Genomic DNA, 14,863 nt, shown 5'->3' on the forward strand with positions numbered 1-14,863 from the left:
GGCGTAGGGTGACAAATCGATGCCGGATGAGCTGACAACGCTACGGGAGCTCGAACGCGTTCCGCTCGGGCTGCCCGCCGGCCTGGAGCTCGAGTGGCTCGGCGTCGCGGGCTATCAGCTCACCTACGAGGGCACGACCGTGCTCGTCGACCCGTACGTCTCCCGGGCACCCATCCGTGCGCTGCTCCTCCGCCGTCCCACGCTCCCCGACACGCGGCTGATCGATCGGCACGTGAGGCGCGCCGACGCGATCCTCGTCGGCCACACCCACTGGGACCACGCCGTCGACGCGCCCGCGATCGCCCGCCGCGATCGAGCGACCGTCTACGGCAGCGACTCGCTCGCCCGCCTGATGGCGCTGCACGGCCGGCAGAGCGTGATCGTCGAGCCGCACCGGCGCTACGAGATCGGCCCGTTCACGGTCAGCTTCACGCCGAGCCGCCACTCGAAGCTGATCTTCGGCCGCAAGGTCCCGTTCGACGGCCCGCTCACGTGCGAGGACCTGCATGCGTTGAGCCCCGGCGCCTACAAGTGCGGGGCCGTGTTCGGCATCCGGATCGAGGTCGCCGGGACGAGCTTCTACCACCAGGGCAGCGCGGACCTGCGCGACGACGAGCGGATCGACCCCGCCGACGTCTTCCTCGCCGGCATCACCGGCCGCCAGGTCACGCCGCACTACTGGCGCCGGATCCTCCCGAAGCTCGATCCGCGCGTGATCGTCCCGAGCCACTACGACAACTTCTTCGCGCCCCTCTCGAAACCGATGACGCTGGTGCGCAAGCTCGACCTGAACGGTCTGCCGGACGAGATCCGCGCGGTCAGCGCCGCTACGACGCTCGCCGCCGTGCCGCGAGATCGCGGGCGGCCGCCGGCCACTCCGGGAAGCTGAACGCGAAGCCCGCTCCGGTCAGCACCCCCGGGACGACGCGGCGCGACTTCAGCACCAGCTCGGTCTCGGTGCGCATGGCGAATGCCCCCAGCTCGAGCATCCACTTCGTCGCGGGGAGCCCGAACGGCACGCCCTCCGCGGCGCGCAGCGCGGCCATGAAGTCCTTGTACGGCAGCGGGTTCGGCGCCGCGAGGTTGACCGGGCCGGAGAGGTCCTCGCGCTCGATCAGCAGCCGGATCGCGGCCGCGAAGTCGACGTCGTGAATCCAGGAGACGAACTGCCGCCCGCCGGCCGCGGGCCCGCCCAGGCCGCGGCGAACCAACGTCCGCAGCGTGTCGAAGACGCCGCCGCGATCCGGGCTCATCACCATCGCGCTGCGCATCAGCACGGTCCGCACAGGCGTGTCCGCGGCGGCCTCTTCCCAGCGCCGGGCCACGTCATACGAGAAGCGCCACGTCTCCGGCGCCCCCTCGGCGCCGAGCACGCCGTCCTCGGCGTTCGGCGGGCCGTAGGTGTCGGCGTAGATCGTCGCCGTGCTGGACTGCAGCCACACCCGCGGCGGGACGTCGGCCTGGAGGATCGCCTCGCGCAGCACGGCGGTCGACTCCAGCCGCGAGTCCATGATCTCGCGCCGGTTGTCGGAGGTGTAGCGGCAGTCGACGCTGCGGCCCGCGAGGTTGATCAGTGCGTCGGCGCCGTCGAGCGCGCTCGCCCACGGTCCCAGCGTCCGCCCGTCCCAGCGCGTCCCGCTCGACCGCGCGAGCACGACCACCTCGTCGTCGGCGAAGGCGCGCGCGAGCACCCGCCCGATCTGTCCCGTTCCGCCCGCGAGCACGATCTTCATCTGACCGATGAGTTCACACGATCCGCCAGGTCTAAACGGCATGAGCCTTCCCATGGTGGTTTCGCGTGCCGAGTGGCTGACCGCTCGCAAGGAGCTCCTCCAGCAGGAGAAGGAGCTCACCCGACGCCGTGACGCGATCAGCTCGCAGCGGCGCGAGCTCCCGATGGTCGAGATCGAGAAGGAGTACGTCTTCACGGGCCCGGACGGCGAGCGCAAGACGCTGCTCGAGCTCTTCGACGGCCGCTCGCAGCTGATCCTCACCCACTTCATGTTCGACCCCGAGTGGGAGAACGGCTGCCCGAGCTGCACGGCGGGCACGGACGAGATGTCCGACGGGCTGATGCGCCACGTCGCCACCCGCGACACGACGATGGTCTGGGTCTCGCGCGCGCCGATCTCCAAGCTCGAGGCGTACAAGGCCGCGCACGGCTGGTCGATCCCCTGGTACTCCAGCTACGAGAGCGACTTCAACTACGACTTCGGGGTCACCCTCGACCCGGCGGTCGCTCCGCCCGCCTACAACTTCCGCGACACGCCGGAGCTGGCGGGCGAGTTCCCGGGCACGAGCGTCTTCCTGCGGATCGACGACAAGGTATTCCACACCTACTCGTCCTTCGCGCGCGGGGCCGAGTGGGCCGGCGGGTCCTACGCGTTCCTCGACCTCACGGCGCTCGGCCGCCAGGAGGACTGGGAGGAGCCGAAGGGCCGCGCGGAGAGCGTGCGCGCCGCGGTGCCCGACTTCGCTACGTGAGCGGCAGGAGGAGGGCGAGCTGGCGCGACTGGGCGACGAGCGTGCCGTCGCTCGTCCACAGCTCGCCGTCCTCCTCGAAGAAGCCGTCTCTCGCGAGCCGGCTCGTGAACCGCGCGAGCAGCGGACCGGTGACCGGGAGTGGCGCGCGGACGTGGACGGTCAGGTCGATGGTGGGCGCGGCGTAGGCCTCGGTCAGCCGCGGCCAGATCGCGGGGTAGTAGCCGTCGGCGAGCACGCACAGCGCGGGGCCGTCGAGCTCGTCACGCTCGGGCAGGTCGATCCATCCGCCCACCACGCTGGAGTCCGAGCCGGTGATCGGGGCGTCTCCGAAACGCGGCTGGAGCGCGAGCCGCTCCGTGAACGGAGGCGCGCCCGGGAGCGGGTCCGCGGTCGCTGCGGGCGGGGCGACGACCGGCATCGGCACCGCGCCGATCTCCGGCGCCTCGTACGCGCCCGAGAAGGCGGCGAGCGCGAGCGCGACCGGCTTGCCGTCCTGCTCCATCCGGGCCGAGACGGTCGACATCGAGCGACCGGCTCGCTCGGTCGTGGTGTGGACGCTGACCGGCCCAACCCGCGGCGGACGCAGGAAGTGGGCGGTGATCGAACGCAGTTGGCGGTCCGCGGCCCGCTGCATCGCGTTGGCGACGATCGCCATCACGTAGCCGCCGTGCGGGCCGCGCGGGGTCGCCCAGCCGTCGGCGATGGCGCCCTCACCGGTGGGCGAGAGCGCGATGTCCTCGTCGAAGGCCATGCCGTGTGAGGATGGCGTACGCTCGGGCGGATGATCGATGTCGAGCTCCCGATCACGACCGCGCAAGAGCTCCCCGGGCTCGAGATCCGCGAGAACCTGGGCATCACCTTCGGGCTGGTCGTGCGCAGCATGGGGTTCGCCAAGAGCTTCAGCGCCGGGTTCAAGTCGCTGCGCCAGGGCGAGGTGTCCGAGTACACCGACCTGCTCGAGGACGCCCGCCGCCACGCGATCGACCGCATGGTCGCCAACGCCAAGCTCCTCGGCGCGAACGGGATCGTCGCGATGCGCTTCGACTCCTCCGAGATGGGCAACCAGCTGACGGAGGTCGTCGCCTACGGCACCGCCGTCGTGGTCGGACCGTCGCGTGCCGCCGCCTGAGGCCGAGCGGATCGCCGCGCTGCTCGGGCGCCACTACGCCGAGGACCGGCTCGACGCCGCCGACCTCGACCGCCGCCTCGACCTCGCGTTCGCGGGCTCGCCCGAGGCGTTGGACGGGTTGCCGGTGCTCGGCCCCGCGGTCGCGCCGAAGCGCCGCTGGGGGCGCCGGCACGGCGAGGCCGGCGTGGCGTCGCCAGGCTGGATCCCCACCAAGGAGCGGTTCATCGACCCGTCGACCCAGCGCGTCATGCGCGTGTGGGTCGACCCGGGCGACCACTCCCGCCACTACGTGGCCGAGACGTCGTAGGTTGGTTCTCATGATCGGACGCCTTTGGAGCGGGCGCACGGAGCCCGCGAACGCCGACGCTTACGAGACCTTCCTGCGCGACGACCTCCTCCCCGGAGTCGACGCGCTCGGCGCCTATGTCCTGCGTCGCGAGACGCTCGACGGCGCGATCGAGTTCGTCACCTTGACCCTCTTCGAGTCGCTGGATGCGGTGCGCGCGTTCGCGGGCGACGAGGTCGAGCGGGCGGTCATCGAACCCCGCGCGGAGCAGTTGCTCGCCGAGTACGACCCGCAGGTGCGCCACTTCGAGGTCGTCGTCCGCCCCTGAAACGCGAAAACCGCCTCGGCGGGCGGTCTAGGCCGGTTATCGGCAGGTCGGGCGAGGACCTTTAGCCCGGTTTGCGTTCGTGGCGCGTTGCCGCTCATGCGGTGGGGGTGGGCAGGATTTCCTGACACAGAGGACGGAAATCCTTGCCACCCCCGCACAGGGGCGGAACGTCGAACACCCCGGCGGGCCAGAAACGACGAAACCGCCTCGGTGGGCGGTTTCGGGGAAGACGGTCAGTACTGCGGGCGCCAGCGATGTGGCGGGCGGTGGTGGTGGTGGCGTTTGGAGGCCGCGATGATCAGCAGCGCGACCAAGAGGACCGGGCCGAGCACCATGCTCAGCGCGAAGACGGCGGCGAGCAGCGCGACGCCGATCGCGACGACCGTGGCGATCAACGCCAGGCCGACGCCGCTGACGAGCAGGACCCCGACGCCGAGCGCGGCGATCGCCGGGGCGGGCGGGCGCTGGCGGCGGTGATGTGCGGTGTGCGCGTGGTGGTGGCGACGCGCGGGCGCGGCGGCCTGGCGGTTCGCGCGGGGGAGGTCGGAGATCAGCTTCTCGAGGTCACCCACGGTGACCGAGGCGTACGCGAGCCCGATGCGATCCTCGAGCTCGTCGTTCGTGAGCCGCCCGAGCAACGCGTGCTCGCGCAGGAAGGCCACTACCCGCTCACGTTCGGCGTCGGACGCACGGAGCTCGGAGTACGTCATGGCGTCCAGTGTGGGTGGTCGTGCGCGCGAATGCAAGGCGACTCGACAAGTCTCTGGCTAACCCCACCTCACGCTTGACGTTCCAGCGCTGACGTTCCTCAACGCATCCTTGACAGGCCTCCCCACGCCGGATTGAGTTGCGCCCGGAACGGTCCAGGGAGGGAGAGAGGTCGAGTGGTGCTGAGCGTCAAGACGGTCCGCGTAGCCTGCCTGCTGGCGGGGCTTGCGCTCGTCGGTCCCCAGACGGCGCGCGCCGCCGACCCGGCGCTCGACCTCGAGCGCCTGACGGTCCCCGAGCTGCAGCAGAAGCTTGCTTCGGGTGAGGTCACGAGCGTGCAGGTGACGCGCGCGTACATCAACCGGATCGCGGCCGTCAACGCGCGCGGGCCGGGGCTCAACGCGGTGCGCCTGATCAACCCGTCCGCGCTCCAGGACGCCGCCGTCGCGGACCTCGAGCGCGCGACCGGCCACAGCAAGGGCCCGCTCCAGGGCATCCCGGTCCTCGTCAAGGACAACCTCGACGTCGCCGGCCTGCCGACGACCGCCGGGTCCGTCGCGCTCGAGAACAGCGTCCCGGCCAAGGACTCGACGGTGGTCGCCAAGCTGCGGGCCTCCGGCGCGGTGATCCTCGGCAAGACCAACCTGACCGAGTTCGCCAACTTCATGACCAGCGGCATGCCGAGCGGCTATTCGAGCCTCGGCGGCCAGGTCCTGAACCCCTACGACATCGATGCGACGCCATCCGGCTCGAGCTCCGGCAGCGGCGCCTCGGCGGCGGCCGGCCTCGCGCCGATCACGATCGGCACCGAGACCTCCGGCTCGATCGTCAGCCCCGCCGCGGCGCAGGGTGACGTCGGCCTGCGGCCCACGGTCGGCCTGGTGTCCCGCACCGGCATCCTCCCGATCAGCGCCTCGCAGGACACGGCCGGCCCGATCACCAAGACGGTCGCCGACGCGGCGGCGGAGCTGCAGGCCATCGCCGGCAAGGACCCGGAGGACCCGGCCACCGACTCCGCGCCCGCGACCGTCCCGAACTACCTGGCCGGCCTCACGCCCACCGCGCTCAACGGCAAGCGGATCGGCGTGATCAACAACACGAACGCCCAGTACCAGGCGGCGATCGCCGCGATCCAGGCGCTCGGCGCCACGACGGTGCTGATCCCGACCCCGAGCCCCGCCCAGAACTTCCCCGACATCCTCGCGTCGGAGTTCAAGCGCGACCTCAACGCGTACCTGAGCCGCCTGCCCGCGAACGCCCCGCGCAAGACGCTGCAGGACATCATCGACTACAACACCGCGCACGCGGACGAGGCGCTGAAGTTCGGCCAGACGCAGCTGACGGCGTCGCAGGCGATCGACCTGAGCGACCCGGCGACCAACGCCGCCTACATCGCCAACCGTGACGGCGGCCGCGCCGCCACCCGCGCCGCGATCGACAACGCGCTGACCACCAACACCCTCGACGCGATCATGACGCCGTCGGGCACGCTGACCGGCACCGGCGCGCGAGCCGGCTACCCGCAGATCGTCGTCCCGGCCGGCTACAACGCCGCCAACCGCCTGCCGGTCGGCATCGCCTTCAACGGCACCGCCTACAGCGAGGCCAACCTGCTCGCCTTCGCCTACGCCTACGAGCAGGCGACCAAGCTGCGCAAGCCGGTGAGCGAGATCAACCCCGCCGTCTGGCGCTGCTGGTCCGGCAACCCGCGCTCCTGCCCGCCCGGCAAGGAGGTCGCGACCGGCGTGACGCTCGACTTCCCGCTCGAGACCGCGACGGTGCAGGACCTGCAGGCGCGGATGACGGCGGGCACGCTGACCGCGACGCAGCTGACGAAGGCCTACCTGCAGCGGATCGCGCTCACCAACACCGAGGGCCCGTCGCTGGACGCCGTTCGCGCCATCAACCCGAAGGCGCTCCAGGAAGCGGCGGCACTCGACCAAGAGCGCGCCGCCGGCCACGTCCGCGGCCCGCTCCACGGCATCCCGGTGATCGTCAAGGACAACCTCGACGCGGCCGGCATCCCGACGACCGCCGGGTCCGTGGCGCTCGAGAACAGCATCCCCGCGAAGGACTCGCCGGTCGTGGCCAAGCTGCGCGCCGCCGGCGCCGTCCTGCTCGGCAAGGCCAACCTGTCCGAGTTCGCCAACTTCCTCACCAACGGCATGCCGAGCGGCTACTCGAGCCTCGGCGGTCAGGTGCTGAACCCGTACAACGCCGACATCACGCCGAGCGGGTCGAGCTCCGGCTCCGGCGCGATCGCGGCCACCGGCCTGGCGGCGATCACGATCGGCACGGAGACCTCCGGCTCGATCGTCTCGCCCTCGGCGGCGCAGGGGATCGTCGGCCTGCGGCCCACGATCGGCCTCGTGAGCCGGACCGGCATCCTCCCGATCAGCGCCACGCAGGACACGGCCGGCCCGATGACCCGCACGGTCGCCGACGCCGCCGCCGAGCTCTCAGCGATCGCCGGCAAGGATCCGGAGGACCCGGCCACCGCGACCGCCCCCGACACGGTCCCGGACTACCTCGGCGGGCTCTCCACGACCGCGCTCGCCGGCAAGCGGATCGGCGTGATCAACAACACGAACGCCAACTACCAGGCGGCGATCGCGGCGATCCAGGCGCTCGGCGCGACCACCGTGGTCGTGGGCACGCCCAGCTCGAACGCGCCCTTCGACATCCTCACGCCGGAGTTCAAGCGCGACCTCAACGCGTACCTGTCGCGGCTGCCCGCCAACGCGCCCCGCAAGACGCTGCAGGACATCATCGACTACAACACCGCGAACGCCGCCGACGCCACGAAGTACGGCCAGTCGCAGCTGACCGCGAGCCAGGCCACGGACCTGACGGACCCGGCCCAGAACGCCGCGTACGTCACGGCCCGCGACACGCAGCGCCGGGCCGCGCAGCAGGCGATCGACAACGCCCTGACGACCAACACCGTCGAGGCGCTGATGACGCCGTCCGGCACGCTGACCGGCATCGGCGCGCGCGCCGGCTACCCGCAGCTGGTCGTGCCCGCCGGGTACGCGGCCGGCAGCCGCGACCCGGTCGGGATCGCCTTCAACGGCACCGCCTACAGCGAGGCGAAGCTGCTCGCGTTCGGCTACGCCTACGAGCAGGCGACGAAGCTGCGCAAGCCGCCGAGCGAGATCAACCCGAGCCTGTGGCGCTGCGTGCCCGGCAACGCGTACACGGTCGCCACGCGGGCGTGCGCGCCGAACTCGCCCGCCAACGCCGACGCGGCGGCGACGACCGTCTCGGGCAGCGTCCCGCCGACGCTCTCGCTCACGCTCGGCGCCCCGGCCACGTTCGGCGTCTTCACGCCGGGCGTCGCGAAGACCTACACGGCGAGCACCACCGCCACGGTCATCTCGACCGCCGGCGACGGCACGCTGACCGTCTCGGACCCGAGCACGAACAAGCCCGGGTACCTCGTCAACGGGACGTTCTCCCTGCCGCAACCGCTGCAGGGTCTCGGCGTGGTCAAGACCTACGCCGGCCCCGTCGCCAACGATGTGGTCCCGGTGACGTTCTCGCAGGCGATCGGGCTGACGGACCCTCTGCGGACCGGGGCGTACTCGAAGACGCTCACGTTCACGCTCTCGACGACGAACCCGTGATTTCTCACTGTTGATTCATCTCCACACCCCACGCGTTCGCCGTTCGTGAACGCGTGGGGTAGTTTTCTACCCCACCTTACGGGGAGGGAATAATGAGGGGATGGGGCGGAGCCGCGGTGGTCATGGCCGCGGCGCTGGCTTTCCCGTGCGTTGCGGACGCACAGCAGGTCACCGGTTTGACCGCGACCCAGGACGTCGGGTTCACCACTTTGAAGTGGAACCCGGTCGCGGGCGCGACGGACTACCAGATCGAGCGCACGCCGGTCGACGCCAACGACCAGCCGACCGGTGCGGCGACGGTCGTCGGCGTCTGGCAGCCGCAGCGCACGATCACGCCGGACAAGCCGGCCTTCGCGGAGTCCGGCTACACGCTCGGCGGTCGCTACACCTGGCGCGTGCGGGCGCGTCTGGGCACGACCCAGCAGCCGTTGTCGGACCCGGTCACGGCGACGACGTTGCCGATCCCGGCCGGCGGGCCGCTGACCGCGTGGGAGCAGCGCACGACCGCCACGTACACCTCCGACGTCGAGGAGGCGGCGTACACGGCCGCGCTGGACGCGTCCAGCGACCGCATCCGGGTCGTCGAGCTCGCGCGCACGATCGAGAACCGGCCGATGAACATGTTCATCATCGGCTACCCGAAGCCGCCGGACACGGCGGCTCAGATCTCCGCCAAGCCCGCGTACGCGCTCAACTGCAACGTGCACGGCAACGAGGCCTCGGGGCGTGAGTCGTGCTTCACGATGGCGCGCCAGCTGGTCGCCACGCAGGACCCGGCGCTGCTGGACATCCTGAGCCGGATCACCGTCCTGATCGTCCCGTCGACGAACCCGGACGGCCGCGCGCACAACACCCGCGGCAACACCACCGGGCAGGACCTCAACCGCGACCACGCGCTGATCGAGCAGAACGAGACCAAGGGCCTCGCGCGGATGATCCGCGACTACACGCCGGACGTCATGGTCGACAACCACGAGGGCGACTCGGAGGACCTGCCGATCCTCGGCGCCCGCCACCTCAACGTCGAGCAGAGCCTCTTCGAAGAGGGCAAGCTGATGGTCAACGAGTGGATGTACGGCGCCGCGTCGAACTCCGGTTGGTGGATGGGCCCGTACAGCACCGGCGGCGACAGCCACGAGGGCATCCTGCGCAACACGGGCGCGCTCAAGAACGGGCTGAGCATGCTCGGCGAGGCGCGCGCCGCGGGCGGGACGACACGGCCGGCCGAGGGCGGGACGAACTCGCGCGCGAACGAGAACCGCAAGGTCTACGCGCACCTGTGGGAGAACTGGGAGGGCCTGCGCTACATGAACGCGCGGCTCCCGCAGATCCAGGCGTCGATCGCGAACTCGATCGCCTACCAGACGTCCAACATCGTCGGCCGGCGCACGGTGCTGCGCGGGTCCTACGTGTGGCCGCTGGTCCCGTCGGTGGGCGCGAACCCGAACGACCAGCCGGACGTGGACACGCCGCTGGCGAGCCGGATCCTCGATCCCTCGCCGTGCGGCTACTACATCCCGCAGAACGAGTACACGATGGCGCGGGGCGCGTTCGGCTCGGTCGAGGAGCGCCTGGCGATCCACGGCATCAAGACCGAGCCGCAGGTGGGCGGCGTCCTCGTCCCCCTGCAGCAGCCGTACGGCGGGCTGGTCGCCCCGATCCTCGATTCGGACTCGGTGCTGCCGATGATCGAGACCGCTCAGCGGCGCTACTCGTGCCCGAAGGTCGAGCTGCCGGTCGGCGGCTCGGTGCCGGCGACGCTCGCGCTGTCGCTCGGCGCGCCGGCGAGCTTCGGCGCGTTCACGCCGGGCGTCGACAAGGACTACACCGCCTCGACGTCGGCCAACGTGGTCTCCACCGCCGGTGACGCGACGCTGAGCGTGGCCCCGGTCCCGGCGTATCTGATGAACGGCACGTTCTCGCTGCCGTCCGCGCTCGAGGTCACGTTCTCGAAGTCGACCTGGACCGCTCCGGTCTCCAATGACCCGGTCACGATCAACTTCAAGCAGCACATCGGCGCGACCGACCCGCTGCGCACCGGCAGCTACTCGAAGACGCTGACGTTCACGCTCTCGACGACGACCCCGTAAGGGTCACCTTCACGCTCGCGCGCTGGGGCTCGGCCCCGGCGCGCGAGGGGGTGAACGTCGCGCGCAGCGTGACCTTCGTGCCGCGCTTGAGGCGGTGCTTGAGCTTGAGCGTGACCTTCGTCGCGCCGGACGCGGTTCGGGCGCCGTGGGCGATCGTGCGGCTCTTGAGCACGAGGCGCAGGTCGATCCTGCCCGGCTCGGGGAGGGTGACGGGGACCTTCGCGGTCAGCTTGATCCGGGCCAGCGCGGCGCGCGCGGCGGCGAGCGAGAGCTTCCCCGCGGGCTTGTCGCCGGGCTGCGGGGAGCCGGGCCCGGGCGTCGGGGTGGGCGTGGCGCCGGGCTGGTGCGGCGTGCAGGTCTCCGCCGGCTGCATGCGGGTCGAGCTGTACGCCGGGTCGACGTCGTCGCGGCCGACGGAGACGAACACGATGTCATCGACCGACAGCGGGCCGGAGAGCGTCACCTGCGCCGTCTGGCCGCCGTCCCACGTCCCGGTCAGCGGCTCCAGCGCCGAGCCGGTGAACGCTCCCGCGTACTGGAACACGGCTGCGGCGCCGCGGGTGGCGGTGAACGTCGTGCCGCCCACGCAGGCGTTCGAGATCGCCGGCGTGCCGTCGTAGGTGACGCTGCCGGCCGGGGTGCCGTCGTCGTTGTAGGCGCGCGCGACGTCGCCCGCCTTGAGCTCGTCGACGAACACGGCGCCGTCCTCGGAGGAGGCGATCACGGTGCCGCCGCGGACGAGGTCGAGCCTGGACGCTTCCGCGTCGCCGTCGATCTCGACGCCGGAGAACCCGGGCATCACGAGAAAGCCGATGTCGGCTCGCGCCACCGACGCTCCCGCCGCGGTCAGGGCCGCGGCGGTCGTGAGGGTGAGTGCGAGCCGGCGGGCGAGCATCAGCGCTTCAGTGTCACGGTACTGCTCGCTCGTGAGGTTTCCGCTCCGTTGCGCGAAGGGGCAAATGTGCCCTTGACGGTCACCTTGAGCCGCTTGGAGCGCTTGAACAGCTTCCGGCCGGCCGGGGTGAGCTCGACGGCGACGATCGCCTTCCCGTTGACCGTGGAGGTCTTGACGCCGCTCCCGACGACCTGGTTCTTCGCCACGAGTTGCAGCTCGACGCGCCCCGGCTCGGGGAACGCGAACGGCAGCGCGACGGAGCGCAGGCGCGCGAGCCGGCGCGTGGTGCGCGTCCGCAGGCTCGCCCCGGTGGCCGACAGGGAGCCCTTGACCGCTTGGGTGAGCTGCGCGGTCGTGGGCGTGAGCTCGGACGGCGTGACCGGCGGCGCCGGCGGCGCGGGCGGGGCGGGCGGGGGCTTGGGCACGTCGATCTCGCATTGCCGCATCCGCTTGACCCGGGACGAGTAGACCTGGGTGTCGCCGTCGCTCGCGTAGGTCTGCGCGTAGGCGACGTCATAGGGGGCGAGCGGGCGCAGGAGCCGGACGGGCCCGGTCGGGACGTCGCTCCAGGTCGACTGCACGTCGTCCCCGTACTCGTCGCGGGCGCCCGCGGCGACGAGCTCGGCGTCGATGCCGCGCTTGACCAGGAAGGAGGTGTGGCCGATGCAGGCGTCGTTGCCGATCTCCGGCAGGCCGTCGTAGGTGATCGTCGCCAGGACGTCCGCTCCGTTGTGGAGGGTCACGACGTCGTCCTTGGCGAGGTCGGAGAGATCGAGCTTGCCGGCCTGCGAGGTGCCGATCACGACGCCGGAACGGGCGACGTCGAAGTGGGTGTACGGCAGCGAGGAGCCGAGCTCCACCCGGGCGCTCGAGCCCTGGGAGACGCTGAAGGAGACCGTGGTCCCCGCCTGCGCGGCGGGGGCGAAGGCCAGCGTGGCGGCAGCCGCCGGGAGGATCACTCGGCGAAGGTTCACTCAGACAATCCGTTCTGGTTCATGAGCGCCGCAAGGTACGCGCGTGATCCGCCGCTTCTTAGTCGGACATGCGTCGAGTCGCTCTGAGACGATGGCCCGCGATGCGAATCACCGGGGTGCACACCGCCGTCGTCGAGGCCAACTACGACTGGACGTTCGTGCGCGTCGACGCGGACGGGCTCTCCGGCCTGGGCGAGTGCTTCTGCGCGCCCGGGCTGACGGCGATCGTGCGCGACCTGGCGCCGCTGCTGATCGGGGAGGACGCGCGCGACGTCGACCGCCTGTGGGCGAAGCTGCGCTGGGGATGCTCGGGCGCGGGGTCGGCCGCGGGGATCGTCTACAACGCGATCTCGGGGATCGAGGCGGCGCTGTGGGACCTCGTCGGCCAGTCGTACGGCGTGCCGATCCATCGGCTGCTGGGCGGGCGCTTCCGCGACTCCGTCCGGATGTACGCGGACTGCCACGCGGGCGAGGCGCTGCACTCGATGAACGCGACGATGATCTCGCGGCCGGCGCGCTGGGGCGACGACGTCGCCGCGGTCCCGGCGGGCGGGATCGTCAATCCCGAGCACGGGCGCGCGTACGCGAAGGCCGCGCCGGACGAGGTGTTCACGCCCGAGCTCTACGCGGCGCGGGCGTCGCAGGTGGTCGCGGAGCTCGGGTTCTCGGCCTTGAAGTTCGACCTGGACGTGCCGACGCCGTACATGACCGACACCGCCTCGGGGACGCTGTCGCGGGCGGAGATCAAGTACATGGTCTCCCTCGCCGCGGCGGTGATCGACGCGGTGGGTGACGAGGTCGACGTCGCGTTCGACTGCCATTGGCGCTACCAGGTCTCGGATGCGGCTCGCCTGGCCCACGAGCTGGAGGATCTGGGGCTGCTGTGGCTCGAGGATCCGGTCCCGCCGGAGAACGTGGCGGCGCTGGCGCGGGTGACGAAGTCGACCTCGACGCCGATCTGCACCGGCGAGAACGGCTACATGCGGCACGGCTTCCGGGAGGCGTTCGAGGCGGGCGCGATCGACATCGCCGCGCCGGACCCGCAGAAGACCGGCGGGCTGCTGGAGACGCGGCGGATCGCCGACTACGCCGACACGCACTACATCTCGATGGCGCCGCATTGCATCGCGTCGCCGATCGGGACGGTCGCGAACGTGCACGTCGCCGCCGCGATCCCGAACTTCCTCGCGTTGGAGTGGCACGGGATGAGCGTGCCGTTCTGGAAGGACCTGGCGGTCGGGTTCGACGGAATCGTCGACGGGCGCATCGCCGTACCGGACAAACCTGGATTGGGGGTCACCTTGAATCTCGAGTTGGCGCGTTCGTACGCGAAGCCCGGCGAGCCCTTCTTCGACGAATGATCGCCGCGGTCTATCGGGCGACCGGCGGGTCGTCGGTGCTGTCGGTCGAGGAGGTGCCGACGCCGTCGCCGGGAGCCGGCGAGGTGCTCGTGCGGATGGTCGTGGCGGGCGTCAATCCCACCGACTGGAAGTCGCGGGCGGGCGCCACGGGTGACCTGGCGTTCGAGTTCCAGGTGCCCGGTCAGGACGGCGCGGGGGTGATCGAGGCGGTTGGGTCGGGTGTCGACGGGTCGCGGGTCGGCGAGCGGGTGTGGGTCTACTTCGCCGCCTGGCGGCGCCAGTGGGGGACCGCGGCGCAGTACTGCGTCGTGCCGGCCGAGCAGGCGGTGCGGCTTCCGGCGGACGCCTCGTTCGAGCTCGGTGCGTCGCTCGGGATTCCCGCCTTGACGGCGTACCACTGCCTGCGGGCGGACGGGCCGATCGCGGACATGGACGTGCTCGTCGCGGGCGGGGCGGGTGCGGTGGGGCACGCGGCGATCGAGCTGGGCGTGTGGTCGGGCGCTCGCGTGATCGCGACCGTGAGCGGGCCCGAGAAGGCGATGCTCGCCGACGAGGCGGGCGCGTCGCTGGTCGTCAACTACCGCGACGACGACGTCGCCGAGCACATCTGGTCCGCCGCGCCCTCGGGTGTCTCGCGGATCGTCGAGTTGGCGCTGGGGCCGAACCTCGCGCTCGATCTCGCCGTGATCGCGCCGCACGGCGTGATCTCCACCTACGCGGCGGATCAGCCGTCCGCGGAGGTGCCGATCCGGGCGCTGATGACGCCGAACCTGACGCTGCGCTTCGTGCTCGTCTACACGATCGCGCCCGCGGCCTTGCGCGCGGCGGTCGACGGCGTCAGCGAGGCCGTGGCGGTCGGTGCGCTGACCACGCTCCCGGTGCATCGGTTCGTGCTCGAACAGACCGCCGCCGCCCACGACGCCGTGCAGGCTGGCGCGGTCGGGAAAGTGTTGATCGATCTGCCCTGATGGGTTCCCCATCG

At 71.4% G+C, this 14,863-nt stretch carries 14 protein-coding genes; 9 read left to right on the plus strand and 5 right to left on the minus strand.

Annotation, left to right across the window (positions count from 1 at the left end; genetic code table 11):
• Positions 1 to 19: 19 nt before the first annotated feature.
• Entirely contained in the window at positions 20 to 889 is an 870-nt protein-coding gene (locus tag G569_RS46515; RefSeq protein WP_028063024.1) for an MBL fold metallo-hydrolase, read from the plus strand.
• Here the strand turns inward: G569_RS46515 and G569_RS0107985 are convergent.
• The gene (locus tag G569_RS0107985; RefSeq protein ID WP_028063025.1) at positions 828 to 1,733 is read right to left on the minus strand and encodes an epimerase; all 906 of its coding nucleotides are present in this window, start codon (positions 1,731 to 1,733) and stop codon (positions 828 to 830) included. The genes G569_RS46515 and G569_RS0107985 overlap by 62 nt on opposite strands.
• Before the next feature lie 52 nt (positions 1,734 to 1,785).
• On the opposite strand from G569_RS0107985, the gene G569_RS0107990 reads away from it, so the two are divergent.
• Complete coding sequence (locus G569_RS0107990; RefSeq protein WP_245602447.1) at positions 1,786 to 2,484, plus strand: DUF899 domain-containing protein; 699 nt, start codon at positions 1,786 to 1,788, stop codon at positions 2,482 to 2,484.
• On the opposite strand, the gene G569_RS57475 is transcribed toward G569_RS0107990, so the two are convergent.
• A complete protein-coding gene (locus G569_RS57475; RefSeq protein WP_053226028.1) occupies positions 2,477 to 3,235 on the minus strand; it encodes a thioesterase family protein in 759 nt (252 codons plus the stop codon). The two genes, G569_RS0107990 and G569_RS57475, sit on opposite strands and share 8 nt — an antisense overlap.
• Before the next feature lie 30 nt (positions 3,236 to 3,265).
• Here G569_RS57475 and G569_RS0108000 point away from each other — a divergent pair, with 30 nt between their 5' ends.
• The 3 genes from G569_RS0108000 to G569_RS0108010 are packed head-to-tail and all read left to right on the plus strand — an operon-like array spanning position 3,266 to position 4,227.
• Complete coding sequence (locus G569_RS0108000) at positions 3,266 to 3,613, plus strand: YbjQ family protein (RefSeq protein ID WP_028063027.1); 348 nt, start codon at positions 3,266 to 3,268, stop codon at positions 3,611 to 3,613.
• Positions 3,600 to 3,920: a DUF1707 domain-containing protein gene (locus G569_RS0108005; protein WP_028063028.1), complete on the plus strand. Its 321-nt coding sequence runs from the start codon at positions 3,600 to 3,602 to the stop codon at positions 3,918 to 3,920. The genes G569_RS0108000 and G569_RS0108005 overlap by 14 nt, the downstream gene beginning before the upstream one ends.
• 10 nt (positions 3,921 to 3,930) lie before the next feature.
• On the plus strand, positions 3,931 to 4,227 hold the full coding sequence (locus G569_RS0108010; protein ID WP_028063029.1) for a hypothetical protein: 297 nt from the start codon (positions 3,931 to 3,933) through the stop codon (positions 4,225 to 4,227).
• 233 nt (positions 4,228 to 4,460) lie between these two features.
• Here G569_RS0108010 and G569_RS64495 read toward each other — a convergent pair whose 3' ends face one another.
• The gene (locus G569_RS64495) at positions 4,461 to 4,937 is read right to left on the minus strand and encodes a DUF1707 SHOCT-like domain-containing protein (protein ID WP_037495278.1); all 477 of its coding nucleotides are present in this window, start codon (positions 4,935 to 4,937) and stop codon (positions 4,461 to 4,463) included.
• Positions 4,938 to 5,114: 177 nt separating this feature from the next.
• On the opposite strand from G569_RS64495, the gene G569_RS64500 reads away from it, so the two are divergent.
• Both G569_RS64500 and G569_RS46540 read left to right on the plus strand, forming a co-directional pair.
• Positions 5,115 to 8,561 (plus strand): amidase family protein, encoded by a 3,447-nt coding sequence (locus G569_RS64500; RefSeq protein WP_211232928.1) that lies wholly within the window; start codon positions 5,115 to 5,117, stop codon positions 8,559 to 8,561.
• Between the two features lie 92 nt (positions 8,562 to 8,653).
• Entirely contained in the window at positions 8,654 to 10,651 is a 1,998-nt protein-coding gene (locus G569_RS46540) for a M14 family zinc carboxypeptidase (RefSeq protein WP_084284456.1), read from the plus strand.
• Here G569_RS46540 and G569_RS0108035 read toward each other — a convergent pair.
• Positions 10,626 to 11,546 carry a hypothetical protein gene (locus G569_RS0108035; RefSeq protein WP_028063030.1) on the minus strand — a complete coding sequence of 307 codons (921 nt, stop codon included), beginning with the start codon at positions 11,544 to 11,546 and terminating at the stop codon, positions 10,626 to 10,628. The genes G569_RS46540 and G569_RS0108035 overlap by 26 nt on opposite strands.
• On the minus strand, positions 11,546 to 12,520 hold the full coding sequence (locus G569_RS0108040) for a hypothetical protein (protein WP_157591893.1): 975 nt from the start codon (positions 12,518 to 12,520) through the stop codon (positions 11,546 to 11,548). Before G569_RS0108040 ends, G569_RS0108035 begins: the two co-directional genes overlap by 1 nt.
• Before the next feature lie 101 nt (positions 12,521 to 12,621).
• Here G569_RS0108040 and G569_RS0108045 point away from each other — a divergent pair, with 101 nt between their 5' ends.
• The gene (locus tag G569_RS0108045; protein ID WP_053226031.1) at positions 12,622 to 13,881 is read left to right on the plus strand and encodes a mandelate racemase/muconate lactonizing enzyme family protein; all 1,260 of its coding nucleotides are present in this window, start codon (positions 12,622 to 12,624) and stop codon (positions 13,879 to 13,881) included.
• Entirely contained in the window at positions 13,878 to 14,849 is a 972-nt protein-coding gene (locus tag G569_RS0108050; RefSeq protein ID WP_028063033.1) for an NADPH:quinone reductase, read from the plus strand. The genes G569_RS0108045 and G569_RS0108050 overlap by 4 nt, the downstream gene beginning before the upstream one ends.
• The last annotated feature ends 14 nt before the right edge of the window (positions 14,850 to 14,863 follow it).

Origin of the sequence: Solirubrobacter soli DSM 22325 (genome assembly GCF_000423665.1) — a bacterium.
GTDB classification, from domain to species: domain Bacteria; phylum Actinomycetota; class Thermoleophilia; order Solirubrobacterales; family Solirubrobacteraceae; genus Solirubrobacter; species Solirubrobacter soli.

Bases quoted from the DNA above. Each gene is read 5' to 3' on its own strand.
- G569_RS46515 (WP_028063024.1), top strand. From the start codon at position 20: ATGCCGGATGAGCTGACAACGCTACGGGAGCTCGAACGCGTTCCGCTC.
- G569_RS0107985 (WP_028063025.1), bottom strand. From the start codon at position 1,733: ATGAAGATCGTGCTCGCGGGCGGAACGGGACAGATCGGGCGGGTGCTC.
- G569_RS0107990 (WP_245602447.1), top strand. From the start codon at position 1,786: ATGGTGGTTTCGCGTGCCGAGTGGCTGACCGCTCGCAAGGAGCTCCTC.
- G569_RS57475 (WP_053226028.1), bottom strand. From the start codon at position 3,235: ATGGCCTTCGACGAGGACATCGCGCTCTCGCCCACCGGTGAGGGCGCC.
- G569_RS0108000 (WP_028063027.1), top strand. From the start codon at position 3,266: ATGATCGATGTCGAGCTCCCGATCACGACCGCGCAAGAGCTCCCCGGG.
- G569_RS0108010 (WP_028063029.1), top strand. From the start codon at position 3,931: ATGATCGGACGCCTTTGGAGCGGGCGCACGGAGCCCGCGAACGCCGAC.
- G569_RS64495 (WP_037495278.1), bottom strand. From the start codon at position 4,937: ATGACGTACTCCGAGCTCCGTGCGTCCGACGCCGAACGTGAGCGGGTA.
- G569_RS46540 (WP_084284456.1), top strand. From the start codon at position 8,654: ATGAGGGGATGGGGCGGAGCCGCGGTGGTCATGGCCGCGGCGCTGGCT.
- G569_RS0108035 (WP_028063030.1), bottom strand. From the start codon at position 11,546: ATGCTCGCCCGCCGGCTCGCACTCACCCTCACGACCGCCGCGGCCCTG.
- G569_RS0108045 (WP_053226031.1), top strand. From the start codon at position 12,622: ATGCGAATCACCGGGGTGCACACCGCCGTCGTCGAGGCCAACTACGAC.
- G569_RS0108050 (WP_028063033.1), top strand. From the start codon at position 13,878: ATGATCGCCGCGGTCTATCGGGCGACCGGCGGGTCGTCGGTGCTGTCG.